This window comes from Nocardiopsis sp. ATB16-24, assembly GCF_030271535.1.
GTDB lineage: Bacteria > Actinomycetota > Actinomycetes > Streptosporangiales > Streptosporangiaceae > Nocardiopsis.
This window is the reverse complement of sequence record NZ_JASCXJ010000018.1, coordinates 1-25,842: the sequence shown is the minus strand read 5'-3', so window position 1 is coordinate 25,842 and position 25,842 is coordinate 1. Positions and strand designations below refer to the sequence as shown.

Here is a 25,842-nt window from a genome sequence, read left to right as displayed (position 1 = left end):
GAAGAGGGCCACGTGCGTCGCGAGTCGGGCGGAAACGGACAGGCGGGGTCAGCCCGAGCCCTGATGCCGCTTCACCCACGCCGCGATCTGCGTACGCGAGTGGAAACCCATCTTGCGATTGATGTTGGCCACGTGCCGCGCCGCCGTGGCCGAGGTGATGAACAGGGAACGGGCGATCTCGGGATTGCTCTCGCCTCGGCTCACCAAGAGGGCGACCTCCAGCTCACGCTTGGTCAGTACCCGCGCGGGGGTCACCGACTCCGGAGCGGGCGCGGGACCCTCCTGAGGTCTGCGTCTGCGCTGGGGGCGGGCGGCCCGAGACGGGGAGCGGCGGTAGGACTGCGGGCGCCGTCCCTCCTCGGCGAGCTGCTCGCCCTCCCGGACCGCGTCCGACAGTCCGAGGCTTCGACCGTGCTCCCAGCACTCCACCAGGCGGCGGTGGCGCCGACGTGTGACGCCCTCCGTGTTCGTGAACGGCCACGGCGCGTCGTGGCCGGGCAGCCCCAATCGCTCGCGCACACTCACCGCCGCACCCGCCAGACGGCACGCGGCCTCGTGCAGGCCCGCTCCGAAGGCCACCTGGGCGATCGCGACCAGGGCGCGGGCGGCGTCGGCGCGCTGTCCCGCGGTGTGGCTCAGCAGCAGCCCCTCGCTCAGGTAGTCGTAGGCCTGTTCCGTGTAACCCAGGGCGTGCGCGACCCGACCGATCCCCGTGAGACAGCGTGCCTCCTCCGCCGAGGAACCGATCAGCCGCTGGGTGTCCAACGCCTCCCGGTAACAGCGGTCCGCCGTCAGCAGGTCGCCACTGGCCTCGGCCGCCCTGGCGTGTCCCAGGAGGATGACGCCCACCCCCCAGCGATGGTCGATACCGCGCAGCAGGGTCAATGCCGCGTTGTAGTGGTGACCGGCGGTGGGGTGGTCGCCCTGTTGCGAGACCAACGCCGCCCGGGTGCTCAGGGCGATCGCCTCACCCCACTGGTCACCCGCCTCGCGGGACAGTCGCAACGCCTCCTCCACCCGCACCGCGGCCTGGTCGGGAACGCGCTCGCGCACCTCCACCAGCGCCAGCAGGTTGAGCGCGGCACGGACGAAGGTCTCGTCCCCGGCCTCGCGGCACAGCCGCAGGCCCTCCTCGCCCAGCGACAGCGCCCGCCCGTGGTCGCGCAGGGCCCGGGCCAGTTGGGCCCTGCCCACCAGGGCGCGGGCACGGGAGGGCGCCTTCGCCGAGTCCTCCGCGTTCAAGAGCAGGTCCATCCAGTACGCGCCCTCGGAGTAGCACTGTCCGCTCACCCAGTGCGCGACCAGACTGACGCACAGACGCAGCCCCGGCTCGGTCGCCCCCCGGTCGGAGGACCAGCGCAACAGCGAGCGCAACGTGTCGTACTCGGCGATCACCCGCCGAAGTCCGGACTCGCGCTCGCTCCAGGGCATCGCCCTGCCCGACTCCAGCTTCCGGCTCAGGTCCTCGACCAGGAGCAGCATGCGTTCCAGGAGTCGCTCCTGGAACGACTCCGCCTCGCCCTCGGCGACCAGACGGGAGTGGGCGAACTGCCGCACCGCGTCGGGCAGGCGATAACGCACACGGCCCTCGAACTCGCCGGTCACCGTGATCAGGGAGCGGTTCAGTAAAGACGTCAGGGTGTCCAGGACGGAGGGCTCGGGAAGGATCTCGTCGGAGCACACCTGCTCGGCCAGCTCCAGGTCCCAGTCCCAGAACACCGATAGGCGGCGCAGCAAGGCCTGCTCGGCCTGCGACAGACCGCCGTAGACGAAGTCCAGCACCAACGGCAACATCTGGATGCGCGAGACGGCCTGGCCCGGTCCCGGCCGTGCCGCGGGGGAGTCCAGATAGGCGCGCAGGGCCAGGGCCAGGGCCTCGGGGCCGGTGCCCGGAGCGCTGGCGCCCAGGACCTCGATACCGAGCGGGATCCCACCGGCCATGTCGCACAGCTCCGTCACCGTCTCCAGTTCCTGTCGGGAGACCGAGAAACGGGGATCGCGCGTGCGAGCGCGGTCCATGAACAGCCGCACCGCCTCCGACCCCGAGGGGTCGGGCGGAGGCCCCTTGCGCGCGGGCAGTGGTAGTGCCATCGGGGTCACACGCCACACCGTTCCGCCCGTCAGACGAATCGGGTCCTCGCTGGTGAGCAGGATCGACACGGCGGGGCACGCCGCCAGCAGGGCCTCGCCGACCTCCGTCACCTCCTCGGCGACGTGCTCACAGGAGTCCAGGACCAGCAGCAGGCGACGGTCGCGCAACGCCTCCGTCACCGTGGCCGACAACGGTTGACCGGGCTCCTCCACCACATCCAGCGCGACGCACAACCGCGCGTACACCTCCAACGTCGTATGCGCGTCCGCCAGGCACACCATCCACACACCGTCGGGGAAGGACACGGTGGCCTGCTCGGCCAGACGTATGGCCAGACGGGTCTTTCCCATTCCGTCGGTTCCGCTGAGGGTGACGGAGCGGCTGGAGTCGAGCAGACGGAGCAGGTCGCTCAGATCCCGCTCGCGGCCCACGAATCCGGTGCCCGGACGGGGGAGGTTGTGCCGCGCGGGCGCGGTCAAAGGTGCCATGGCCTTCACATGTAGGGGCGGTCGGGGAGGTTGTCACCAGGAACGGGGGAAGGGCGGCAGAACTGACGCGGTCGTATGGAGGGATGGTGCCTGGAGTTCCTGTCTTAGCGGGTGTACGCGCACTGTGCAAGTGCTTCCGACCCATCGTGATGCTCTCAACCACCGTTGCCCGAGACGCTCCGGCCGGTCAACTGTGTCCTTGAGGAAATCGAGAGTTTTCTGAAGATGTTCGCGATATGTCGGGCCGCGGTCGCCTGACTGATGGTCAGCCGCTCGGCGATCTCACGGTTGGACAGGCCCTGCCGGGCGAGTTCGGCCACCTCCTTCTCCCGGGGCGTCAGCGATTCCGGCCCCGAGGGTCCCGAGGGAACGGGCCTGAAGGCCAACGCCCTGTCGAGTACCTGTTCCAGGGGCAGGGAACGCCAGGCGTTCCACGCCTCGGCCACACGCGTACCGCCCACACGCCGCTCCGCGGCCGACCGCAGACGCAAGGTCTCGGCCGAGGGACGTTCCAGGGAGGTCCGAAGGTCGGCCGCCACACCCACGAGGGCGGCGGCCCGCTCCGCCTCGTCCTCGGCCAGGGCCAGCTCCGCTAGGGCCTCCAGAGCGCCGGCCACCGCGATCCGCTGCCCGGAGGTGAAGCTCACCCGTAGGCACGTCGCGAGGGGCTCTCGCGCCGCCAGCACCTCACCCTGGGCCAGGTACAGACGCCCCAGGTCCTGGGCGCAGTGCGCGGTGGCCGGGGCGGTCTCCAACTCACCGAAGACCGCCAACGCCTCGGTGAGCAGGTCGCGTGCCCGTGTGAAGTCCCGGTGCTCGGCGGCGATCGAACCCAGTACGTGCAGCGAGCGGGCCACGCTCCACCGGTCGCCCAGCTTCTCGGCCAGCGCGATGCTCTGCTCCAGGCAGGCGCTCGCCCGGGCGGTCTCACCACGTCGGCGGGCCAACTGTGCCGACACTTCGAGAAGGGCCGTCTCGGTGAGGGGATCACTGACCTGGGAGACCCACTCCCGGGCCCGGTCGGCGTGCCGCCCCGCCTCCTCCAGAGCGCCGGTACGCAGGCAGAGCGCGGCCATGGTGGTCAACGCCGACGCCGCGGCGCCGGCCTCCCTGCATGCCCGCGCCGCCTCCAGCGCGCACATGGCCAGGGTCATCACGCGCGGTACCGGGTCCAGGTCCAGGCGCAGTTCGGCGTGGAGTGCCAGGGCGCGAGCCCTCAGGTGGGGTGACTGTCCGTCGGGATCGGAGTCCAGAGCCCGCTCCAGGGCACGGCTGCCCTCGGAGGCCAGGGCCCGCACCATCCAGTACGGGCGCTGTGCCACGCAGACCCGCAACGCCTCGTCCACACGACCTCGCGACAGGGCCCAGTCCACCATCCGGGCGTGGTTGTCCCGGTGGTGGTCGAGCAGTCTCAGGTGGGACAGGCGCTCGTTCCAGGACAGAGGGGCGCAGCAGGCCTTGGACCACTCCTCCAGGTGGGCGACGCAAAAACGCAGGTAGCGCTCCCAGCGTTCGTCCTCGCCGCCACTGCGTGCCAGTTGTTCGGCGGCGTAGGCGCGTACCGTCTCGGTCAGCCGGTAGTGGGCGGTGCCGTCGATCTCCGCGTCCATCACCACCAGCGACTTGTCCAACAAGGAGAAGTGCAGCGGCAGGATGTCGGTGGGATCGACCCCCTGTCCCGAACAGACGTCCTCGGCGCACTCCAGGTGCCAGGTGGAGAACACCGAGAGGCGGTGCAGCAGGAGCCGCTCCGGCTCGCTGAGCAGGTCGTGGCTCCACTCCAGGACGGCGCGCAGTGTGCGCTGGCGTGCGGGCAGGTCCTCGGAGCCGTCACTGGTCAACAGTTGGAAGCGGTCGTCCAGACGCCGCAGGATCTGCTGTACCGACAGGACGCGCACCCGGGCGGCGGCCAGTTCGATGGCCAACGGGATGCCGTCCAGCATGCGGCAGATCTCCGCGATGTACCCGGAGTTCTCCCGGGTCATCTCGAAACCGGCGCGCGCGGCGTGCGCGCGGGTGACGAACAGACGCACCGACTCATAGCGCTGGGTGTCCCGTCGGGGGATGGGCGCGGGGTCGGCGGCGTAGGGGTCGATGGGGGTGGGGCGTGCGGGCAGGGACAGAGGGGGCACCCGCCACACGCTCTCCTCGGGAACGTGCAGCGGCTGACGGCTGGTGGCCAGGATGCGGACCCGAGGGCAGTCGCGCAGTACCGCCCGGCACAGTTCGGCCAGCGGCTCGACGGCGTGCTCGCACGTGTCCAGGAGCAGCAACAGGTTGCGGGTGCGCAGCGAGGTGATGACGGCGTCCCCCATCGTGGGCGCGTCGTCCTCCACCGCCTGGAGCGCGAGGGCCACGGTGCGCAGCACCTGGTCGCGGGTGGAGGCCTCGCTCAGGTCGACGAAACGTATCCCGTCGGGGAATCGGCGCATGACGCGCTCGGCCAGGTGGAGGGCCAGCCGCGTCTTGCCGATGCCTCCGGCACCGGTCAGCGTGACCATCCTGGCGGTACCCAGGAGGTGGCCCAGGTCGACGATGTCACGCTCACGCCCGACGAAACTGACGAACTCGCCGGCGGACAGGGGCAGGTTATGGCGGGGAGGAGACATGGCCTCGATCAATAGGACACCGAATATCCGCGTCACCGTGGCCTCGCGGACACGGTGACGCGGGCAACTCCGTTCCCAGTGTCGCATCGAAGGGACCGAACTGTCCCCTGGATGGCCGGTTCCGGCATGGGCGGACCGAAACCGCCCGAGTGGGTCACGAAGGTGCTATGGGCTCCCGTGTCACCCCGTGGTGCCCGGGGCCCAGGTGGCGGGGTCCGCGGCGACCTGCTCGCCCGACCCCATGTCCTTGACCTCGTGGGCCCCGTCGTCGCCGAAGGGCGGGAACCACACGAAGGGGATGCCCTTCTTGGAGGCGTACTGGATCTGCCTGCCGATCTTGGAGGTGGCGTGGAAGACCTCGGTGTTGAAGCCCCGTTCGCGCAGCAGTTCACCCGTGCGTAGGGCCTCGCGGCGCTGCTCGGCGTTGGGCACCACGACCATCACGTCGGTGGGGCAGGCGCGTCCCTCCTCGATCCGACCCTCCGCGACGAGTTTGGCGAAGATGCGGGTGAGACCGATGGAGAGGCCCACACCCGGAAGGCGCCTGCGGATGAACTGTCCCGCCAGGTCCTCGTACCGACCGCCCGCGCAGATGCTCCCGTAACCGGGATCGTCGTCGAAGGAGGCCTCGTAGACCGTACCCGTGTAGTAGTCCAGGCCTCGGGCGATGGAGAGGTCGGCCACGACGTCGCCCTCGGGAAGGTCGGACAGCTCCTCCAGGACGAAGGTCAGCTCCTCCAGTCCCTCGTCGAGCAGCTCGGAGGACACCCCCAAGGCGCGGACCCGCTCGGCGACACCGGTGCCGGTGCCCCGCACACGGGCCAGCTCCAGGCACGAGTCGGCCTGCGTGTCGGTCAGGCCGTCCGCCAGCAGGAGCCCGCGCACGCCGTCGTCACCGATCTTGTGGAGCTTGTCCACGGCACGGATGACGGCGATCGGATCCTTGATGCCGAGGCCCTCGTAGAAGCCCTGGAGCACCTTGCGGTTGTTGACGTTCAGCGTCCACGCGGGAATGTCCAGGCCGCTGAGCACGCGGTGCACGATACGGGGCAGTTCGGCGTCGAAGTGCAGCGGCACGGAGTCGACGTTGATGACGTCGATGTCGCACTGCGTGAACTCGCGGAAGCGCCCCTCCTGGGGGCGTTCGCCCCGCCACACCCGCTGCATCTGGTAGCGCTTGAACGGGAAGGTCAGTTCGTTGAAGTGCTGGGCCACGTAGCGGGCGAAGGGCACGGTCAGGTCGAAGTGCAGTCCGAGCCTGGCGTCGGAGTCGTCCTCGGCGTCGGCCTGGAGACGGTGCAGGGTGTAGACCTCCTGGGAGGTCTCGCCCTTGGCCATGAGCACGTCCAGGCTCTCCACGGAGGGCGTCTCCACCGACGCGAAGCCGAAGGACTCGAAACCGGTGCGGATATGGTCCAGCCAGCGCTGCTCCACGGCCCGGATCTGAGGGGTCCACTCGGGAAAACCGCTGATGGGAGTGGGTCGGACGACGCGCTGATCGGACATGTCGGGGTTCTCGGCTCACAGTTTCGTCTAGGACTTGCTTGCCCCCGGCCGTGACCGTCGCGCACGCGCGCGAAGGCCCGGTTTCTCGGACGGGGGAGGGCCTGCCCATACTACGTCCAACCCCGACCGAGGCGGGGGAGTCAGGGGTCTCCACCGGCCCATGTGGACGGTTATGGGCCGGTGGAGCGCCGAAGCGGCGGCCGAGGGTGTGGACCGGTCGACGCCGAAGAGCGAGACGTCGGTGGGTGGCCGTCCACCCCGGGACGACGCCCGGGCTCCCGCGGATGGTCGCGTCCTCGTGCCAGGAGTCTTCGTCGCGACCGCACTCACGTGCGGGTGCCCTGTCCCCACCGTAGACTCCGGGAGACCACGGGGAACAGGGATCGGCACGGCTGAAAACGGCCGGAAGTGGCCGCTCACAATGTCGTAAAGTCGGCTCTTACGGGTAGAGGTCTGTGCTTTTCTTGTCACGTTCGGTTTCCGATGCGGGACGCACCGCCACCGGAGGGTCCTCGGTGCCCGCGGCCCCTTCCCCGCCCGGAGTCCGGTGGATCCCGTGTTCCCCCGATGTGTGTTCTGTTGCACCAGAACGCCGAAACGCCCTCCCCACCGACGATCCGGTGCTAGGTTCCAGGAGCGGCGACTCTCGTGACGGTGCCTGCCCGACGAGTCCCCTACCCCTCAGGACCGGGCCGTGGGAACGCCAGCGTTCCACTGACCCGGCACTCCCGCTAGGACTAACTGTGATCGATCCAGCCAACAGCACGAACTCCGTTCACACCTCCGCCGAGCTGTCCACCAAGATCATCATCGCCGGGGGGTTCGGGGTCGGGAAGACCACGTTCGTCGGCGCCGTCTCGGAGATCCCGCCCGTGCGCACCGAGGCCGCGGTGACCGCGGCCAGCGCGGGCGTCGACGACCTCTCCCACACCCCGGACAAGACGAGCACCACGGTCGCGATGGACTTCGGCCGTATCTCGCTGGACACCGACCTGACCCTCTTCCTGTTCGGCACGCCGGGTCAGCAGCGTTTCTGGTTCATGTGGGACGACCTGGTGCGTGGCGCGTTGGGGGCGGTGATCCTGGCCGACACCCGTCGCTTGGAGGACACCTTCCAGGCACTGGACTACTTCGAGCGCCAGTACCGGCTGCCCTTCGTCGTGGCCGTCAACGACTTCGACCCCGCGATGTCCTACAGCGCCGAGGACCTGCGCGACGCCCTGGACCTGCCGGCCGAGGTGCCGATCGTCCACTGTGACGCCCGCGATCGGAACTCGGTCGTGCGGGTCCTGGTGAGGCTGGTCAAGCACGCCATGGCCGTGGAGGCCCGTCAGCGCCACCAGCGTCAGTTCGCCTGAGCCCGTCGGGCGGCCCCGTGCGCGTCGGGAGGCGGGCGCGGCCGAAGGGCCCGAATAGGGGGGATCCCGGACTTCTACGATTGTTGTGTCCGGCGTTACTCTGTGGTGGTGTTCGGACGAATGGCGGAAAGCGTCCGCCGCCTCCTGGGTAAGCCCGGTGCGGTGGACCTGCGGCCCTATACCAAGCTCCTGACGGCGATCGAGGACGAGGAGGACGGGCTTCGTGAGCTCAGCGACGCCGAGCTGACCGAGAAGGCCATCGACCTCGGGAACGCCGACCTCCCCTACGAGCGTGACGACCTGGTGTCGCTGTGCGCCGTCGGCCGCGAGGCCGCCCGGCGCTCCCTCGGCGAGCGACCATTCGATGTGCAGCTCCTCGGCGTCATGGCGTTGCTCGACGGCCACGTCGCCGAGATGGCCACGGGCGAGGGCAAGACCCTCGCGGGTGCGCTGGCCGCCGCCGGGTTCGCGCTGCGCGGTCGGCGTGTGCACGTCCTGAGCGTCAACGACTACCTGGCCAGGCGCGACGCGGAGTGGATGCGCCCCCTCTACGACATGCTCGGCGTCACCGTGGGCTGGATCAACGAGGAGTCCACCCGGCGGGAAAGGCGCGACGCCTACTCCTGCGACGTCACCTACGCGGCCGTCAGCGAGTTGGGGTTCGACGTCCTGCGCGACCGCATGGTCACCGACATCGAGGACCGTGTCGTGCCCGAGCCCCACGTGGCGATCGTCGACGAGGCGGACTCGGTGCTGGTCGACGAGGCCCGTGTGCCCCTGGTACTGGCCGGCGCGGCGGAGAGCGTGGCCGCCGACGTGGAGATGGCCGACGTCGTTCGCACGCTCAAGCCGCGCCTGCACTACGAGGTGGACGCCGAAGGGCGCAACGTTCAACTCACCGACGCCGGGATCGACGTGGTGGAGAAGGCGTTGGGCGGGGTGGACCTGTACTCCGAGGAGGACACCTCGGTGCTGCCCCAGGTCAATCTGGCCCTGCACGCGCACGTACTGCTCCAGCGCGACGTCCACTACGTGGTGCGTGACGGTGAGGTCCGGATCATCAACGAGTCGCGCGGCCGCATCGCCCTGCTCCAGCGCTGGCCGGACGGTCTTCAGGCCGCGGTCGAGGCCAAGGAGAAGGTGGCGGTGAGCGAGACCGGCGAGGTCCTGGACTCCATCACCGTCCAGTCCCTGGTACTGCGCTATCCCACGCGCGGTGGCATGACCGGTACCGCCATGGCCGTGGCCGAACAGCTCCGGGAGTTCTACGAGCTGGAGGTCGCGGTCATCCCCTCCAACAAGCCGAACATCCGCAAGGACCACGGCACGCGCCTGTACGCCACCCGCGAGGAGAAGGAGGACGCCCTCGTCGCCAAGGTGGAGGAGGTGCACAAGTCCGGGAGGCCGATCCTCATCGGAACCCAGGATGTGGCCGAGTCCGAACTGCTCGCGGGACGCCTGCGCGAGGCCGGGCTGGAGTGCGTGGTCCTCAACGCCAAGAACGACGCCGACGAGGCCTCCATCATCGCCGAGGCGGGTACCTACGGGGCCATCACCGTCTCCACGCAGATGGCCGGCCGTGGTACGGACATCCGGTTGGGCGGCAGTGACATGGCCGACCGGGAACGCGTCGTGGAGACCGGCGGCCTGTACGTGATGGGCTTCGGCCGCTACCCCAGCAGCCGTCTCGACGGGCAGTTGCGGGGACGCGCCGGACGTCAGGGAGACCCGGGCGACTCGATCTTCTTCGTCAGCATGGACGACGACCTGTTGGTCGACCACGGCTCCGAGTCCACCGGGTACACGACCACGGCCGAGGGTGAGATCACCGACGAGGGCTGGCTGGGCATGGTGGACCACGCGCAGAGGGTCGCCGAGGGCCAGCTCCTGGAGGTGCACCGCAACACCTGGCGCTACAACCAGCTGATCGACGTGCAGCGGGACGTGGTGCTGGAACACCGCGAGATGGTCCTGACCGGGGACCAGGGCGACCGTCAGGTGAAGGCCGACCGCAAGGAGCGGCACGCGGAACTCGTGGAGGAGTTGGGCGAGGAGAAGGTCGCCCGGGCGGCACGCCTGATCACCCTCTACCACCTGGACCGGGGCTGGACCGACCACAACGCCTTCCTGGCCGAACTGCGCGAGGGGATCCACCTGCGCTTCTTGGGACGCAGGGACCCGCTCGACGAGTTCAACCGCGAGGCGGTGCCGGTCTTCAAGGGCTTCCTGGACGACGCGCGCGCACGTGCGGCGGAGAGCTTCGAGAAACTGGAGGTCCAGGACGGAGAGCTCGACGTCGGCATGGTGGGCGTCAAACGACCGTCGATGACGTGGACCTACATGGTGCACGACCATCCGTTCAGTTCGGCGCTGGAGACCTTGGTGGGCAGATTGAAGGGCGGACGGGGCTCCTCCTCGGGAGATTGAGCACCCATAACCGTTCGATGCGCGGGTCGGGACCAAAGTCCCGGCCTGCGCATTACCTTTGTCAGTTGCTCCTTCCGAATCCCCGGACGAGAGGGAAAACGGCGTCCCGACCAAGTCCCAACGGGTTAGCATGGCTGCGTTTTCAACAGAATTCGAGACGGTTGGGACTGAATCCACTGTGGTCCACGAGATCGGCGCGCAGGAGAAGATCAGCTACGGGCGTAATGACCGCTTCGAGGGAGGTCCGGTCGGCGGAGGAAGCTTCTGGATCGACGACGACGGCCGGCCGGTCGCCAAGATCGGCGGCCCCAAGGAGTGGCGTCCCACGCCCATGATCGACGTCCGTGTGGGCGATGTGTTCAGTGTCGGAGGGCAGGCCTGGCGGGTGACCGACATCGTCGACGCGGACTCTCCCTCCGCGTATCTGCTGGCCACGCGAATAAGTTGACTTCGCGTCCGGGCTCACGGCCCGGTGTCCTTTGTCCTTCTTGCTAGGGCCGGGAATCGCGACCTTGTGCCACCTTTCCCCGAGGTGGAGGACATTGTTGCGCTTCCCGGTTTTGTCATGTCGGGCTCTTTCGACGATGGAAGCGTATCTCTGGGTTCGTGGTGATTTCGTGGTTCATGGGGGAGAGGGGCATCGAGGGGGCCTCGAAAGAGGAGTGAGGCGTCGGGAAGGGTGTGTGTCGGGGCAGGTCGGGGCGGGTGGATCCGTTCCGGTCGGAGGAATCGAGACGTTCCGGTTATCTGTTGGTGGGTGTCCGTGTTACCAGCGCATCGTTAACGTCTGTGGGGCAAGGCGCGCCCCGGCGCTTCCAGGGAGGTTCCCCACTCCCGGCGATCACGGGCCGCTGCGCCCTGCCGCCCCCGAGGTCGGTCCCAGGGGCTGTCCCCCGCCCCTGGGCCTGACCGCCCCGCTGAGGCGGGGAGGGTCTTTCCCCGTCCGGTTGTCCTTCGATGAGGGCCGTCGTGACTCTTCACTCCGTTCCGCGCCAGGGGAATGCATCCTGTTCTACTTCTGGTGCCCCTCTGTGGTCACCCCGCGGGGACTCAGGTGTACGAGGGGATGTGGGGCTTGCGGTAGAACGTGTTTCAGTATTACTCTCGGGGCAGCCTGGCCCGGTGAGGACGCTCGACCGGTTCGGGACGTCAGCGGACGGCAGGCGAGCACCGTCGCCCGCCGAGGTCGGATCGCGCCCCGACCTCGGCGGGCGACGTCCGTCTCGGGGGTGGTGCGCGGGAGGCGTCCCACGGCGACGGTGCCCTCGTCCGCGCCGTGGGAGCGGAGGCGAGACCGTCACGGAGCGGCCCTCGCGGTCGTCGCGCATGACACGCCGACCGCGTGGTCTCCTCCCGCCGGCCTTACACGGCGCCTGTCGTATCCGTTGGCAGGACGCCTACTGGTGGCGGGTTCCGACCCATCACCGCCGGTCCAAGGAACGCACCCCTGAGGAGAAGTCCCTCCGCCTCAGGTGAGGAGCCGGCAGAGTTCGGTGAAGGTGGGGCAGGGCCAGGCCTGATGGCACCCCTCACAGCGGTGCGCACCGCGTCCCTCCCCGCCGCCGGGGACGTGGAGGCGCAGCAGGTCCACGCACACACCGGCCAGTGCGGACACCTCCTCACGCGCGTTCGCGTAGAAGGCGACGTCGTTGATCCGCGCCAGGCCGCTGGGGGACCGCGCGGCCGGGATTCCGACGGTGTCAGGATCCCAGGGGACCGCCCGGGCCGAGCGCTCCCGGATGCTCAGCACGCACCGCAACAGTCTGGCGTGTTCGGAGAGGTGGCCTTTTCCCGACGCGGGTCCGGTGAACGGTGACATCGTCTCCCCCAACGGGTGGATACGCAGCCTCACGTAGTGACACAGCGTATACATGTTATTGCCGAAAGTCGCGGCGTGTGTGGGGGGTGGGGCTCGACGAACGACACGGGCCGCCCTTCCGGGCGGCCCGCTGGGGGGATGCGTTCTTCGGTCGTCACGGAAGCGGCGTGCCGCGCCGGCGACGGTCCTCAGCGGCAGCTTCCGCCGCAGCTACAGGAGCCGCCGCCCTGGCAGCCGCAGCCACAGGCCGAGCTGCAATTGCAACCGCGAAGGTCGGTGGTGGTCGTCGGGGGGTGGGTCATGATCCCTCCTCAGGGGCTCGACGACGCCCGTGTGCGATCACACCGGGGGCTCCCAGGACGGGAGAGGCGTCACGGGCGTGTTTCCCGGACAGTGACGTGCCCACTGGCCGGTCCTTCCAATCCGGTCCGATCCCTCTCCGTGACGGCGGAACCGAACTCGCGGGCGTCACGACGCCGTCACGGCCCGCCCATGCCCACGATGATCTGGGACTTCTCCGGACACGGGGGTCAGGTGAAGAAAGTCCGCTCGTCGGCCGGACGGCGTGTCATTCGGTAAAGCCAAACCTGGCCGACGAACATGACCGGAACCACGGGAACGAGGGTCGCCCACACGAACACGGCGGTCGTGGGGGGAATCGGTGCCGAGGGCAACGGGGCCGCGACCGCCACCAGAAGACCCGGGATCGCGATCGCCACGGCCGACGTGTGCCGGGACAGCATCGGCCCCAGGAGGCCGCTGGTGACCGCCAGCACGGCTGACAGCAGCAGGGCCAGGGCCAGAGCGGGAGGTCCGGCGGCCTCCGGGGTGGCGGAGAGAAGGGCCGACGCCGTGGTCAGCACCGCCGCTCCCAGCGTCGCCCGTGCGATCAGGCGAGTGCCATGGGCGGCCACGTCCGCGCACTCGGCGTCGCGGTCCGTGCCGCAGGCCGCCGGACCGACCAGACGTTCGGCCCCGAAGGCCGAACCGCGCAGCGCGAACAGCCCGATGACGGTGACCGTGCACAACAGGGTGAACGGGTTCATGGCGAGGCCGCCGGAGAGCAGACCCGCCAAGGCCAGTCCCCAGGAGGCGGCGAGGGTCCAACTGCCCGCGACGATCGCGCCGTCGCAGACCAGCCGCCAGCGCTCGCCGTCCACCCGGGCCCGCAGCCACAGTCCGGCGTCACGCACCAGCCATCCGGCCAGGAGGACCGTGAGGACGGGCCACAGTTCGACGACCGCGTGGTGCTCAAGGGCGGGGAACAGGCCGGCCAGGACGCCGAGGGCGGCGACCAGCCACACCTCCGAGGCGAGGAAGTAGGGGGCGATCGCGGCGACGACGCGGCGGCGCTGCGCGGGGCCCCGCGCCACATGCGGCATCAGCATGCCGAGGCCCACGTCCGCTCCGGCCAGGACGAGGTAACCCACGACGAGCAGAGCCAGGAGTGCGGCGGAGAGGAGGTCCATTGCCTGAGGTCCTTTTGCTCAGAAGGTGTGGACTGGGGCGGTGGGCTCCTGGGAGCCGTCGGACGCGGCGGGGTCGTCGGGCTCTCCGGTGCGCCGTTCGGCCAACGGCCCGCCGTCGGGGCCGCGGCGCGCATAGCGCACCAGGAGCCAGAAGGTGATCACCGCGAGGGCGGCGAAGGCGAGTGTGAAGAACCCGAAGGAGACCACGGCCGTCCCCGGGGACAGGGGGGTCACCGCGTCGGCCGTGGTCAGGTGGTGCACCACCGTCCAGGGCTGGCGGTTGGTCTCCCGGAACACCCATCCGCCGACACTCGCCAGATAGGGCAGGAGCGGGGTGAGCACGAGCGGGGCGAGGAGCCACCGCCACCGGTCGAGACCGCCCAGAGGCCAGGCCGCCAGCAGGACGGGACCGAGGAGGAACATCAGAGTCCAGGCGGTCATCATGACGGCGTCACCGGTCATGTTGGCCGCCTGGAGAAGAACACCGTTCTCGGCCGCGGATTCGATCGCCTCGATCTCGGTGGCTGTGTAGGTCAGACCACTGGTCGGCGGGGCCTGATCGAACAGTTCGAACTGTACCCCGCCGAAGCCCGCCACGGGGATGGGCACGACGCACAGCACCAGGGTCGCGTAGCGGATGCCGCGACGGAAGATCCCGTGCCCGTCGTCGCCTCCGATGAGATGGTGGGCGCTGGTCGCGGCGATGACGAGCGCACCGACCAACAGGGAGCCGGTCACGACGTGGCCGAAGGCCATGGTGGCCGCGGGGTTGGTCATGAGGGCGACCGGATCGGTGAGGTGGGCGACGCCGTCGACCATCGTGAAACCCACCGGGTCGCGTAGGAAGCCGTTGGCGACCAGGACCCACCACGCCGACACGTAGGCGGTCGTGGTGACGACGGCGAAGCACGCCAGGTGCGCCCACCGACCCATCCGGTCCCAGCCGAAGATCCACAACCCCAGGAACGTGGACTCGACGAAGAACGCCGTCATCGTCTCCAAGGCGAGCGGCGCGGCGAAGGTGTAACCGAACATCGCGTGCAGGCCGCTCCAGTTCAGCGCGAGTTGGAGTTCCATCACCAGGCCGGACAGGACACCCATGCCGTAGTTGACGAGGTAGAGCCCGCCCCAGAACCGCACGGCCGTCATCCGGGAACGGTCGCCGCGTACCGTCGCGATCAGCTGGGTGGTGAGGATGTACGGGGCCAGACCAAGGGTCAGCGCCACGAACACGTAGTGGGTGGCGGCCGTCAGGGCGAATTGCAGCCGTGCCAGGAGGAGTGGGTCTTCGAACATCGTTGGGCCTCGCGTCTGCGGTGGGAACGCGATCGAGCATCCGATGACGGCCGCGGCGGACACATCGTCCGGCGGAGGGCTTCCGATGTTCGTCCTCGGGGGTAGGCGCGCTCCGGGAGGTACGCCGGGACGTCTAGGGGACCTCCCCGAGCCGACCCCGAACTCCCCCTGGGACGGTCAACGGCTCCACTTGGGAGTGACCAGGGCGGTCTCGTAGGCGATGACGACCAACTGGGCGCGGTCGCGCACACCCAGCTTGACCATGGCCCGACTGACGTGGGTCTTGGCCGTGGCCGGACTGACCACCAGGTGGGCCGCGATCTCCTCGTTGGACAGACCACCGCCGACCAGGGCGACCACCTCGCGCTCCCGGTCGGTGAGCCCGTTCAGCCGGACCGAGGGGGCGGGTGTCTTCGGTGGACGGCGTGCGTAGTCGGCGATCAACCGTCGGGTGATACCGGGGGAGAGCAGCGCCTCGCCGCCGTGCACCACCCGTACCGCCTGTAGCAGGTCCCGGGGCTCGGTGTCCTTGACCAGGAAACCGCTGACGCCGAGGCGCAGCGCCTCGAAGATGTACTCGTCCAGGTCGAAGGTGGTGAGCACGACGATCCGGGTCGAGGCGAGGGCGGGGTCGGCCAGGATGCGCTCGGCGGCGGCCAGGCCGTCCACACCGGGCATGCGGATGTCCATCAGGACCACGTCGGGACGCTCGGCGCGGGCGAGCCGGACGGCCTCCTGGCCGTCTCCGGCCTCGGCGACCACCGTGATGTCGGGGGCGCTGTCCAGCAGGGCGCGGAACCCTCCGCGTACCAGAGCCTGGTCGTCGGCGAGCAGTACCCGGATCAACGGGATCCCGTTCCTTCCGTGCCGGAGGTGGACGTGGGCACGGCACCGTCGATCGGCAGCCGGGCCCGTACCCGGAATCCTCCACCCTCCCTCGGGCCGGCGTCCACCGTGCCGCCCACGAGGGCCGCGCGTTCACGCATCCCGGTGATGCCGTTACCGGGTACGGGCGGGCCGACGGTTCCGCGGCCGTCATCGACGACCTCGACGATCAGGAAGGACGCCCCGTACTCGACGCGGACCAGGGCCCGGGAGGCCCCGGAGTGGCGGACCACGTTGGTCAACGCCTCCTGGACGGTGCGGTAGGCGGCCGCATCGGTGCTCGCCGGCAGGCGCCCGGGTTCCCCGACCGACTCCACGGTCACGTCGATCCCCGTGCTCCGGGTCCCCGCGGCCAGTTCCTCCACGTGCTCCAACCCCGCGGCGGGGGTCCTCGGCGCGGCCTCGTCCACGGCGCGCAGCACGCCGAGGATGCCGCGCAGTTCGACGAGGGTGTCCTTGCTGGTCTGCTTGATGGTGGCCAGGGCCTCGGCGGCGCGCTCCGGTTCGGTCTCGATCAGGTACAGGGCCGTACCGGCCTGCACGTTGATCAGGGAGATGTTGTGCGCGACCGTGTCGTGCACGTCCCGTGCCAACTGGACGCGCTGCTCGAAGACCCGGCGCAGCAGCTCCTCCTCGCGGGTCCTGGTGGTCTCGGCCTCACGTTCGCGGTCGGCCCGCAGGTACTCCTGGCGCCAGCGCACGATCTCGGCCGCGCACAGAAGGACCAGGACCCAGGCGATGATCCCCAACGCCTCGGGGCGGAAGGTCCCCGTCAGGGCGAACTCGTAGGCGTTGACCGCGACGAACTGCCCGATGCCCAACATCCATCCGAACGTGCGGTGCCCCCGACGGACCACCGTGTAGAGCATGACCGCGGTGCACAGCATGACCATGCCGTCGGGAAAGCCCAGCGGATAGTACGCGGTGGCGGCCACGACCGAGATCGACGCCGTCGTGCGTGGGAACGCGGTGCGCCACAGGACCGGCAGGCACGCGGCCAGGATGAGCGCGTACCCCCATGGCCACGGGTTCCGATCGTGCGGTACCGGAGCGAGCAGTGCGATCAGGAGGGTGCTGCCCAAGGAGACGAGCAGCAGCCCGGCCGTGAGCCATGTGTCGACGCGCGTGGGACACGGAGGACGGAAGGACTCGGGACGTGGTGCCGGCACGACTTCGACGATACGGGGAACACGTCGGGGTCGCGCGTCACCCCGAGGAAGACTCTCGGGGCCGCGCCGTACCCCCTGTGGAGTAGTCGGGGCTCCTCCCGTCGCCCTCCGGGCGAGACCAGGCCCTCGGGAGCACGACCACCCCGGGGGTCCCCTCCGTCACCGATTCCTCCAGGCCGAACGGAGGGGTCCCTGAGGCCTCCTCCTTCCCGTCGTTGGAGAACTCCACGCTTCCGGAGACGAACTCCGACCTGAAGAAACTCGCGCTGGTCTCGCCGAAGTGCGTGTCGTGGAACAGGACGCGGGCCCCGTCGAACCGTGCCCGGGCGAAGTCGGCGTGCGTACCGCGCAGTCGTGCGGTGAGGGGGTTGTCCTTCCATCCCTCCTGATCTCGTCGACCCGCGAAGCGCACGTGGCGGAAGTTGACGGTCCCGCCGTTGAAACGGGCCTTGCGGAAGGAGACGGTGGCGGTGCCCAGGCGGGAGTAACGAAAGTCCACTTCGCCGCTGTTGAAGTGGGCCTCGTTGAAGTTCAGGTGCCCGGAGTCGACGTCGATCCCGCGGAGAGCGCCGCCGTCGAAGACGGCGCCCGTGAAGTCGAAGTGGTGGCCCTGCCAAGGGCTGTCGGGCTCCCTCAAACGGTCGCCGATGGCGCGCAGGATGCTGTGCCGGACCTCGCGGAACGAGGCGTACTCCAGGACACGGGCATGGTGTTCCTCGGCCCGGCGCCTGTCGGCCTCCTCGCCCTTCCTCCCGAGAACGAGGGAGGAGGCGGGTTCCACGGCGAGGACGGGTTCGGGCTCGGGGGCGTAGGGCATGCGGAGATAGGCGCACAGCACGTCGATACAGGTCTGCCTGAGCCTGCGGTTCGGAGCGTCGTCGGCCAGGTGGGCCAGGGCCTGGACCGCGCCGAGCCGCACCGCCGCGTGCTCACTGCCCAGTTCGGTGTAGGCGGAGGTGAAGCGATCGTCGAAGAGTTTGATGTCCTCGCGCTCGGCGGCCTTCTGCGCGCGCAGGTTCTCCTGGTCGTTGTTGCGCTGACGGTGGTAGGCGATCACCAGCAACGCGATACCGCTGAGTCCGGCGACCACCGCGAAAGCGCGGGTGGCGATGCCGTCCAGAGCGGACGCGGAGACCGTCTCGGGGCGTTCGATCTCGGGAAAGCCCAGGAACCACAGGACGCCGGCGCCGATCAGGGACACCCCGACCGCGGTGATGGCCCAGGCTCCCAGGATGTGCGGCCAAAGACGGGAGGAACGCTCCTCCCCGGGGCGGGGGGCGAGGATGCGGGCCCGTCCGTGTGCGAGGGGTTGGAGCAAGACGCGCATCGCCCCAACATAGGGCTTTTCCGGCTTGTGTCGCTATGGGCTAGAAGACGTTGTCGGGTGGCGCGGGGGAGTCCACGGCGTCGGCGTCCCGCACGGGCTTGCGGCCCGAGACGAAACGGTCCAGGTCCTCACCCTCCAGCAGGCGGGCCATCGCCGGATCGCGGTGGGCCCGGCGCCCCAGTTCCTCGACGGGAAGAGGCCGATGGGAGGCGGTCAGGACGAGATTGCCGAACCGGCGTCCGCGCAGCACCGCGGGTTCGGCGGACAGCGCCGTGTAGGGCAGCACCGCCCGGGCGGTCGCCACCTGGCTCCGGGTGTGGGCCAGGTTCCCGCCGTCACCGATGTTGACCACCAGCAGCCCCGCGGGCCGCAGGACCCGCGCCAGTTCGGTGTAGAACTCCACGGACGTCAGTCGGGCGGGGGTGCGCGCACCCGCGAACACGTCACTGATCACCAGGTCCGCACTGCCGGGGTGTCGGGCGGAGATCCACTCCCGGGCGTCGCCGATGCCCACGCGCAGCCGGGCTCGGCGGTCCCAGGGCAGGCGTCGGCGCACCATGTCCACCAGAGAGGCGTCCACGTCCACCGCGCGCTGGCTCGACCCCGGGCGGGTGTGGGCGATGTAGCGGGCCAGGGTGAGCGCGCCCGCGCCCAGGTGCAACGCCTCGACGGGCTCTCCCGCGGGCGCCACCAGGTCGGCGGTGTGAGCGATCCGGCGCACGTACGAGAAGTCCAGGTAGGAGGGGTCGGCCAGGTCCACGTGGGACTGGGGGGTGCCCTCCACCATCAGGATCCAGGAGTCGGAGCGGTCCGCGTCGGCGAGGAGCTCCGTGCGTGGTGCCCGGTCCTCGTCCTGTTCCGGTTCGCACCGCCGCGTGCCTTCCCTGCCCACGTTCCTCCTCCGTCCGTCCACCCCAGGTTATGCGCGCCGGTCGGGCGGCCGTGCCCGGGATGGCGCCGGGGCGCGTTCGGTGCACGCGGCCCGTCGCGTAGCAGGCTAGGTGTCCGCCGAACATGCCCTAGCCTTGTCTCCCGAGTCTTTTGCGTATCCCACGAGGAGTGGCCGTGCTACTGCGGATGTCGAACCTGTTCCTGCGCACCCTGCGCGAGGACCCGGCGGACGCCGAGGTGCCGAGCCACAAACTGCTCGTGCGCGGCGGGTTCGTGCGTCGTGCGGCCCCCGGCGTCTACTCCTGGCTCCCCCTGGGCAAGATCGTCCTGGACAACGTCTCCCGGATCGTCCGTGAGGAGATGGACGCCATCGGTGCCCAGGAGGTCCTCCTCCCCGCGTTGCTGCCCAGGGAGTACTACGAGTCCACCGGCCGCTGGGAGGACTACGGGGAGACCCTGTTCCGCCTCCAGGACCGCAAGGGCGCGGACTACCTGCTCGGCCCCACCCACGAGGAGCTGTTCACCCTCCTGGTCAAGGGCGAGTACTCCTCCTACAAGGACTTCCCGGTCATCCTGTACCAGATCCAGGAGAAGTTCCGCGACGAGGCGCGTCCCCGGGCCGGCGTGCTGCGCGGACGCGAGTTCCACATGAAGGACTCCTACTCCTTCGACATCGACGACGAGGGTCTGCGCGCCTCCTACGACAAGCACCGGGAGGCCTACATCCGGATCTTCGACCGGTTGGGCCTGGAGTACGTGATCGTGTCGGCCACCTCGGGCGCGATGGGCGGTTCGGCCTCGGAGGAGTTTCTGGCCGTGGCGCCCACCGGTGAGGACACCTTCGTTCGCAGCACGGAGTCCGACTACGCGGCCAACGTCGAGGCCGTGGCCGTCCCCGCCCCCGCCCCCCGTTCCGTCGAGGGGCTGCCCGAGGCCGTGGTGCACCACACCCCCGACACCGCCACCATCCAGACCCTGGTGGACTTCCTCAACGGGGCGGGCCTCGGCCGCGACTTCAGTGAGGCCGACACCCTCAAGAACGTCCTGGTCAAGACGCGGGCCCCCGGCTCCCAGGAGTGGGAACTGCTGGCGATCGGCCTGCCCGGCGACCGCGAGGTGGACTTCAAACGCCTGGAGGCGGCGCTGGAGCCCGCCGAGGTCACGATCCTGGACGAGGCCGACTTCGCCGCCAACCCCTTCCTGGTCAAGGGCTACATCGGGCCTCGGGCGCTTGTGGACAACAAGGTCCGCTACCTCGTCGACCCGAGGGTGGTCACCGGGACCGCCTGGGTGACCGGGGCCGACAAGACCGACCACCACGTCATCGACCTGGTCGCGGGCCGCGACTTCACCCCCGACGGCACCATCGACGTCGCCGAGGTGCGCGACGGCGACCCCTCTCCCGACGGCAGGGGCACCCTCTACACCGCGCGCGGTATCGAGATCGGTCACATCTTCCAGCTGGGACGCAAGTACGCGGACGCCTTCCACCTGGACGCCCTGGGACCCGACGGCAAGCCCAGGCGGATCACGATGGGCTCCTACGGCATCGGCGTCTCGCGCGCCGTCGCCTCGATCGTCGAACAGTCCCACGACGACAAGGGCATCGTGTGGCCGCGTGAGATCGCGCCGGCCGACGTGCACGTGGTCGGCACCGGCAAGGGGGAGCAGGTCGAGGAGGCGCTGCGTATCGCCGGTGAACTGGAGGCCAGGGGCCTGCGCGTCCTGGTGGACGACCGCAAGGGCGTCTCGCCCGGTGTGAAGTTCACCGACGCCGAACTGTTGGGCGTCCCCACCGCGGTCATCGTCGGTCGTGGCCTCAAGGACGGTGTCGTGGAACTGCGCGACCGTGCCACCGGCGACCGTGAGGAGGTCGCCCTGACCGAGGTCGTGGAGCGCACCGTCGCGGCCTGCCGCGGCTGACACCGGCGGGCGACCCGAGACGGCGAGATCCGTCGCGGGGCGCCGGAGGCGGGACGGTGGAGAACAGGAGCCGCCCCACCTCCGGCACCGAAGGTCTCGTGCGCGCGGGGACCTCCTCCCCGAGCTCCCGGAGGACGAGGGCTACCCGGCCCCGTCGAAACCGGGGAGGGCGTCCAGCGCCGCGCCCCACTTCAGCGCGCGCACGGTCGCCTCTTGCAGGGCGCGGGCCCCGGTCACCCGGAGGTCGGTGTCCCGCGAGGCCGTCAACCACAGGTACGCGCGCGCCGTCGCCTCCTCCAACCCCACGGCGTAGGAGTCGACGGAGTCCGCGTCCCGCCCCTCCGAGAGCGGATACGACGTCAGCGCGGGGGGCGGCCGCAGGCCGCGTTCCACCGCGGCCGCGTGGAGTGCGTCGCGCAGGGCCTTGTGGTTGTAGGCGGTGTCCCTGGCGCGCTCGCGACGGTCCTCGTCCTCGGCGGCCCCGCCGATGTGCTCGTACCCGTACACGGCCGCGTGCTCGGCCCGCAGCGCCTCGGCCAGAGCCTCCTGGCCGACGTCGGGCTCCTCCTGAGCGGACAGGGGGGTCTCACTCACCTGTCACCCGCCTTCCCTTCCGGGGCTCTGGGCGCCACGGACCCGAGGGTCCCACGCGCACACGGCCCCACCGATTCACGCTTGTGCCAACAGGTGCGCATGCCCGGCCTCGCAGGCGCCGATCGAGCCGAGGAGCTGGGCCAGACCCGGGTCGGTGACGGCGCCCGCCTGATCGAGCCGGGCGCTGGTCGCGGCCGCCTCCAGTGCTCCCAGCCCGGCGGCGTCCAGCCCTTCGACGGGGGCGGGGGCCTCCTCGTCCGTGGGGGGTGAGGCTTCCGACTCCGGGAGCGCGGCGTCCTCCGGCAGGGCCTCCGACAGTGCGTCCAGGTGGGCGAGGTGGTGCTCCAGGAACCGTTCCAGCAGCTCGACGGGCCCCGAACCCTCGGAGATCGCGGCCTCGTAACGCGCGATCATGCGTTCCTTCTCGCGGATCACGGCGCGGAGCACGTACTCGTCCGGGGTCACGTTCGCGGGATACCACTCGGCTCCGCCGCAACCGCCCAGAAACCCGACGCCCAACGCGACCGTAGCGCCCAGCATCACGCGACGGCTGACGCCGACGATCCCCACGCGTACTTCCTTCCGTCCGTGCCGGAGGCCGGCTCCGGACGGCCGGCGGTGTCCCATCCTTCCATGTTCCGCGCCGGTCGTGTGTCGCCGCGGGGCGCCTTCGAGGCCTTAGCGAGGAAGCGCCCGACGACGCGCCCCGGCCGTTCGAGGCGACCTGGAAGGGCCCCGGGTGTGGATACCCTTGCAGCACAACCGCCGTCGCACGCGACGCGCGGGCGGCCCCTTGTCCCCGACGCGGGGGCGGGCCGTTCGAAGACTACGTACAGAGCTGGTCCGCCCCGTACACCGGTCGAAGGACCGAGCGGGCGGGATTTCGCAGCTGGAGGGGCAACACCACATGGGAGCGCAGTCGCGCGAGAAGCGCATCGCCGAGCTGCTGGAGCCGGTACTGGCGGAGGCCGGGCTGGACCTGGAGGCCGTCGAACTGACACCGGCGGGCAAGCGGCGCGTGCTGCGCGTGGTCGTGGACTCCGACAACGGGGTCGACCTGGACACGGTCGGCGAAGTCAGCCAGGAGGTCAACACCCTCCTGGACTCCTCGGACGTGATGGGCGAACAGCCCTACGTCCTGGAGGTCACCTCGCCCGGGGTGGACCGTCCTTTGACGCAGCCGAGGCACTGGCGCCGCTCCCGTGGGCGTCTGGTGAAGGTCTCCCTCGTCGCAGGGGGGCAGATCGCCGGACGCGTCACCGACGCCGACGACCAGGGGGTCACCCTGGACGTCGACGGCCGGCCCCGAGCCTTCACCTACGCCGAACTCGGCAAGGGCAGGGTCCAGGTGGAATTCCGCCGCGAAGCCGACACCGACGCGGCGGACTAGAGGGGGAGCCCCGTGGATATTGACATGAGCGTTCTGCGCAGCCTGGAACGCGAGAAGGACATCTCCGTCGAACTCGTGGCCAAGGCCATCGAGGACGCGCTACTGATCGCCTACCACCGCGAGGAGGGGGCCGACAAACAGGCCCGCGTCGAGCTCGACCGTTCCACCGGGCACGTGACCGTGTGGGTCGCCGAGACCAACGAGGACGACGAGGTCGTCGGTGAGTTCGACGGCACTCCCACGGGGTTCGGTCGTATCGCCACCTCCACCGCCAAACAGGTCATCCTCCAGCGTCTGCGCGACGCCGAGGACGAGTTGACCCTCGGCGAGTTCGCCGGTCGCGAGCACGACATCGTCTCCGGCATCATCCAGCAGGGCAGGGACCCGCGTAACGTGCTGGTGGACCTCGGCAAGATCGAGGCGACCCTGCCCCCGCAGGAGCAGGTGCCCACCGAGACCTACAACCACGGCGAACGCCTGCGCGCCTACGTCGTGCAGGTGCGCAAGGGCCACCGTGGTCCCTCCATCACCCTCTCCCGCACCCACCCCAACCTGGTGCGCAAGCTCTTCGAGCTCGAAGTGCCCGAGATCGCCGACGGCACGGTGGAGATCGCGGCGATCGCCCGTGAGGCGGGGCACCGCACCAAGATGGCGGTCCGCTCCAACCGAAGCGGCGTCAACGCCAAGGGCGCCTGTATCGGCCCCCTGGGCAGCCGTGTCCGCAACGTCATGGCCGAGTTGCACGGTGAGAAGATCGACATCGTCGACTACTCTGAGGACCCGGCCGTGTTCGTGGCCAACGCGCTGTCCCCGGCGCGGGTCAATTCCGTGGAGATCCTCGACATGGCCTCGCGGGTCGCGCGAGTGGTCGTCCCCGACTACCAGCAGTCCCTGGCGATCGGCAAGGAGGGCCAGAACGCCCGACTGGCCGCGCGGATGACGGGCTGGCGCATCGACATCCGTTCCGACGCCGAACCCGTCGAGGCCCCGGAGGACGAGAACGGGGCCGAGGGCGGCGACGCCACCGTGGCCGGGTAATCGGGTCGCGCCGATGGCTCAACGCGATAGGGTGGGGGGAGACGGTCCTGACCGTCCCGTGCGTACATGCGTGGGGTGCCGGTCGCGGGCAGTCCAGTCCGACCTCGTACGGCTGGTGGCTGTGGGCACGGCCATCATGCCTGACACGCGGGGTCGACGTCCGGGGCGCGGCGCCTATCTTCACCGCGATCGGCGGTGCTTCGAGCTCGCCGAGCGGCGGAGGGTATGGTCTCGCGCCTACCGGAGGGGAGCAGGGGACGCCGGGTGGGACACCTCACCGGTGGCGTCCTTGTTCGACGACGCCCCGCATGGCGGATCGGGTCGGCGCTCCCGATAGGGTTGGAATGTCTGGACCGATCTCTGGGTTGTACTGGCCGAGGTCGGTACCAGTGCTGTGTCGGCACCTAAGAAACCGGCCCATTGTTGTGTAGCGATGAGGAAGCAGGTCGAGATTGCGATGAGCGCCTGATGAGTACGCAGCGATGAGTGACTCAAGCTAACGACGGTCCGGCACAGGCCCATGTCCCGGACCGAAGCTGAAGGAGAGTAGTGGCGAAGGTCCGGGTATACGAACTCGCCAAGGAGTTCGGTGTGGAGAGCAAGGCCGTTCTGGCCAAGCTCAACGAGATGGGCGAATTCGTTCGTTCGGCGTCCTCGACGATCGAGGCCCCCGTCGTACGACGCCTACAAGAAGCTTTCAACAACGGTTCCGACGGTGGACGGAAGGGTTCGGCTCCCAAGCCCGGCCCGCGCCCCGCCGCGGACAAGAGCGCCGCCCCGAAACCGGGTCCGGCTCCCAAGCCAGGCCCCAAGCCGGGTCCGGCTCCCAAGCCCGCCGCGCAGGACGACTCCGCCCCGCGCCCCAGCGTGCCCAAGCCCGGCCCCAAGGCACCTCGTGGCGAGGCCGGTCCTCGTCCCGGCGGCGCCCCCAAGCCCGGTGCTCCGGCGAGCCGTCCCGAGGGCGGTCGCTCCGAACGTCCCCAGCGCGGTGACCGCCCCGAGCGTGGCGACCGTCCCCAGCGCGGGGAGCGTGGCGAGCGTGGTGGACCCCGTCCGGGTCCGCGTTCGGCGGGTCCGCGTCCGGGCAACAACCCGTTCGCGTCCAACGCCTCCGGCATGGGAGCGAAGCCCGCTCCGCGTCCGGGTGGTGGCGCCGGTGCTCCGCGTCCGGGTGCTCCGCGCCCCGGACCGCGTCCTGGTCCGCCCGGTGGTGAACAGCGCGCTCCGCGTCCGGGTGGTGGCGCCGGTGCTCCGCGTCCGGGTGCTCCGCGCCCCGGACCGCGTCCCGGTCCGCCCGGTGGTGAACAGCGCGCTCCGCGTCCCGGTGGTGGCGCCGGTGCTCCGCGCCCGGGTGGTGCCGCGGGTGGACCGCGTCCCGGCCCGCGTCCGGGCGGTCCGCGTCCCAGTCCGATGAACATGCCCTCGTCCCGTCCGACCCCGCCCGCGGGTGCCGGACGAGGTGGCGGTGGCGGTCGTCCCGGTGGCGGCGGCCGTGGTCGTGGCGCGCCCGCCGGCGCGGGTCCGCGTCCCGGTGGCGGCGGTCCGCGTCCGGGTGGCTTCG

At 70.1% G+C, this 25,842-nt stretch carries 20 protein-coding genes; 8 read left to right on the top strand and 12 right to left on the bottom strand.

Annotated elements, in window-relative coordinates; translation table 11 throughout:
- Nucleotides 1–48: 48 nt before the first annotated feature.
- The 3 genes from PFX91_RS18030 to hisS form a co-directional block, all read right to left on the bottom strand.
- The gene (locus PFX91_RS18030) at nucleotides 49–2,571 is read right to left on the bottom strand and encodes a LuxR C-terminal-related transcriptional regulator (RefSeq protein ID WP_285733521.1); all 2,523 of its coding nucleotides are present in this window, start codon (nucleotides 2,569–2,571) and stop codon (nucleotides 49–51) included.
- 164 nt (nucleotides 2,572–2,735) lie between these two features.
- Nucleotides 2,736–5,189, bottom strand: coding sequence for an ATP-binding protein (locus PFX91_RS18025; RefSeq protein ID WP_285733395.1), 2,454 nt, complete (start codon nucleotides 5,187–5,189; stop codon nucleotides 2,736–2,738).
- Nucleotides 5,190–5,369: 180 nt separating this feature from the next.
- On the bottom strand, nucleotides 5,370–6,695 hold the full coding sequence (hisS, locus tag PFX91_RS18020; protein WP_285733393.1) for a histidine--tRNA ligase: 1,326 nt from the start codon (nucleotides 6,693–6,695) through the stop codon (nucleotides 5,370–5,372).
- A 743-nt stretch (nucleotides 6,696–7,438) separates the two neighbouring features.
- Between hisS and PFX91_RS18015 the strand changes: the two genes are divergently transcribed.
- The 3 genes from PFX91_RS18015 (at nucleotide 7,439) to PFX91_RS18005 (ending at nucleotide 10,928) form a co-directional block, all read left to right on the top strand.
- The gene (locus PFX91_RS18015) at nucleotides 7,439–8,053 is read left to right on the top strand and encodes a GTP-binding protein (protein ID WP_285733391.1); all 615 of its coding nucleotides are present in this window, start codon (nucleotides 7,439–7,441) and stop codon (nucleotides 8,051–8,053) included.
- Between the two features lie 120 nt (nucleotides 8,054–8,173).
- Complete coding sequence (gene secA2 / locus PFX91_RS18010; RefSeq protein ID WP_285733519.1) at nucleotides 8,174–10,480, top strand: accessory Sec system translocase SecA2; 2,307 nt, start codon at nucleotides 8,174–8,176, stop codon at nucleotides 10,478–10,480.
- A gap of 178 nt (nucleotides 10,481–10,658) precedes the next feature.
- Nucleotides 10,659–10,928 (top strand): DUF6406 domain-containing protein, encoded by a 270-nt coding sequence (locus PFX91_RS18005; protein WP_285733389.1) that lies wholly within the window; start codon nucleotides 10,659–10,661, stop codon nucleotides 10,926–10,928.
- Between the two features lie 1,020 nt (nucleotides 10,929–11,948).
- On the opposite strand, the gene PFX91_RS18000 is transcribed toward PFX91_RS18005, so the two are convergent.
- The 7 genes from PFX91_RS18000 to PFX91_RS17970 all read right to left on the bottom strand — a co-directional run bounded on the left by PFX91_RS18000 (nucleotide 11,949) and on the right by PFX91_RS17970 (nucleotide 19,337).
- Nucleotides 11,949–12,299 carry a hypothetical protein gene (locus PFX91_RS18000; protein WP_285733517.1) on the bottom strand — a complete coding sequence of 117 codons (351 nt, stop codon included), beginning with the start codon at nucleotides 12,297–12,299 and terminating at the stop codon, nucleotides 11,949–11,951.
- Between the two features lie 530 nt (nucleotides 12,300–12,829).
- Entirely contained in the window at nucleotides 12,830–13,768 is a 939-nt protein-coding gene (locus tag PFX91_RS17995; protein WP_285733387.1) for a cytochrome d ubiquinol oxidase subunit II, read from the bottom strand.
- An 18-nt stretch (nucleotides 13,769–13,786) separates the two neighbouring features.
- Nucleotides 13,787–15,064, bottom strand: coding sequence for a cytochrome ubiquinol oxidase subunit I (locus PFX91_RS17990; protein WP_285733385.1), 1,278 nt, complete (start codon nucleotides 15,062–15,064; stop codon nucleotides 13,787–13,789).
- Nucleotides 15,065–15,241: 177 nt separating this feature from the next.
- A complete protein-coding gene (locus PFX91_RS17985) occupies nucleotides 15,242–15,910 on the bottom strand; it encodes a response regulator (RefSeq protein ID WP_285733384.1) in 669 nt (222 codons plus the stop codon).
- Nucleotides 15,907–17,118, bottom strand: a complete 1,212-nt coding sequence (locus tag PFX91_RS17980; RefSeq protein WP_285733382.1) for a sensor histidine kinase — start codon at nucleotides 17,116–17,118, stop codon at nucleotides 15,907–15,909. Before PFX91_RS17980 ends, PFX91_RS17985 begins: the two co-directional genes overlap by 4 nt.
- A 37-nt stretch (nucleotides 17,119–17,155) precedes the next feature.
- Entirely contained in the window at nucleotides 17,156–18,445 is a 1,290-nt protein-coding gene (locus PFX91_RS17975) for a pentapeptide repeat-containing protein (RefSeq protein WP_285733380.1), read from the bottom strand.
- 40 nt (nucleotides 18,446–18,485) lie between these two features.
- The gene (locus tag PFX91_RS17970; protein WP_285733378.1) at nucleotides 18,486–19,337 is read right to left on the bottom strand and encodes a spermidine synthase; all 852 of its coding nucleotides are present in this window, start codon (nucleotides 19,335–19,337) and stop codon (nucleotides 18,486–18,488) included.
- Between the two features lie 185 nt (nucleotides 19,338–19,522).
- Between PFX91_RS17970 and PFX91_RS17965 the strand changes: the two genes are divergently transcribed.
- Complete coding sequence (locus tag PFX91_RS17965; protein WP_285733516.1) at nucleotides 19,523–21,259, top strand: proline--tRNA ligase; 1,737 nt, start codon at nucleotides 19,523–19,525, stop codon at nucleotides 21,257–21,259.
- A 141-nt stretch (nucleotides 21,260–21,400) separates the two neighbouring features.
- Here PFX91_RS17965 and PFX91_RS17960 read toward each other — a convergent pair whose 3' ends face one another.
- Together PFX91_RS17960 and PFX91_RS17955 are read right to left on the bottom strand one after the other, a co-directional pair.
- Nucleotides 21,401–21,853 carry a ferritin-like domain-containing protein gene (locus tag PFX91_RS17960; RefSeq protein ID WP_285733376.1) on the bottom strand — a complete coding sequence of 151 codons (453 nt, stop codon included), beginning with the start codon at nucleotides 21,851–21,853 and terminating at the stop codon, nucleotides 21,401–21,403.
- A gap of 75 nt (nucleotides 21,854–21,928) precedes the next feature.
- On the bottom strand, nucleotides 21,929–22,423 hold the full coding sequence (locus tag PFX91_RS17955; RefSeq protein WP_285733374.1) for a ferritin-like domain-containing protein: 495 nt from the start codon (nucleotides 22,421–22,423) through the stop codon (nucleotides 21,929–21,931).
- A 337-nt stretch (nucleotides 22,424–22,760) separates the two neighbouring features.
- Here PFX91_RS17955 and rimP point away from each other — a divergent pair, with 337 nt between their 5' ends.
- From rimP to PFX91_RS17935, 4 genes are all read left to right on the top strand, one after another.
- A complete protein-coding gene (gene rimP / locus PFX91_RS17950) occupies nucleotides 22,761–23,243 on the top strand; it encodes a ribosome maturation factor RimP (protein ID WP_285733372.1) in 483 nt (160 codons plus the stop codon).
- 24 nt (nucleotides 23,244–23,267) lie between these two features.
- Entirely contained in the window at nucleotides 23,268–24,281 is a 1,014-nt protein-coding gene (gene nusA, locus PFX91_RS17945) for a transcription termination factor NusA (protein ID WP_285733370.1), read from the top strand.
- Nucleotides 24,282–24,294: 13 nt separating this feature from the next.
- A complete protein-coding gene (locus PFX91_RS17940) occupies nucleotides 24,295–24,618 on the top strand; it encodes a YlxR family protein (RefSeq protein ID WP_285733368.1) in 324 nt (107 codons plus the stop codon).
- A 212-nt stretch (nucleotides 24,619–24,830) separates the two neighbouring features.
- On the top strand, nucleotides 24,831–25,842 hold a 1,012-nt coding region (locus PFX91_RS17935; protein WP_285733366.1), incomplete at its 3' end, for a translation initiation factor IF-2 N-terminal domain-containing protein.

What these genes read in the sequence shown, in the direction of transcription:
- PFX91_RS18025 (WP_285733395.1), bottom strand. Translation starts at nt 5,189, where the DNA reads ATGTCTCCTCCCCGCCATAACCTGCCCCTGTCCGCCGGCGAGTTCGTC.
- hisS (WP_285733393.1), bottom strand. Translation starts at nt 6,695, where the DNA reads ATGTCCGATCAGCGCGTCGTCCGACCCACTCCCATCAGCGGTTTTCCC.
- secA2 (WP_285733519.1), top strand. Translation starts at nt 8,174, where the DNA reads ATGGCGGAAAGCGTCCGCCGCCTCCTGGGTAAGCCCGGTGCGGTGGAC.
- PFX91_RS18000 (WP_285733517.1), bottom strand. Translation starts at nt 12,299, where the DNA reads ATGTCACCGTTCACCGGACCCGCGTCGGGAAAAGGCCACCTCTCCGAA.
- PFX91_RS17995 (WP_285733387.1), bottom strand. Translation starts at nt 13,768, where the DNA reads ATGGACCTCCTCTCCGCCGCACTCCTGGCTCTGCTCGTCGTGGGTTAC.
- PFX91_RS17990 (WP_285733385.1), bottom strand. Translation starts at nt 15,064, where the DNA reads ATGTTCGAAGACCCACTCCTCCTGGCACGGCTGCAATTCGCCCTGACG.
- PFX91_RS17975 (WP_285733380.1), bottom strand. Translation starts at nt 18,445, where the DNA reads ATGCGCGTCTTGCTCCAACCCCTCGCACACGGACGGGCCCGCATCCTC.
- PFX91_RS17965 (WP_285733516.1), top strand. Translation starts at nt 19,523, where the DNA reads ATGTCGAACCTGTTCCTGCGCACCCTGCGCGAGGACCCGGCGGACGCC.
- rimP (WP_285733372.1), top strand. Translation starts at nt 22,761, where the DNA reads ATGGGAGCGCAGTCGCGCGAGAAGCGCATCGCCGAGCTGCTGGAGCCG.
- nusA (WP_285733370.1), top strand. Translation starts at nt 23,268, where the DNA reads ATGAGCGTTCTGCGCAGCCTGGAACGCGAGAAGGACATCTCCGTCGAA.
- PFX91_RS17940 (WP_285733368.1), top strand. Translation starts at nt 24,295, where the DNA reads ATGGCTCAACGCGATAGGGTGGGGGGAGACGGTCCTGACCGTCCCGTG.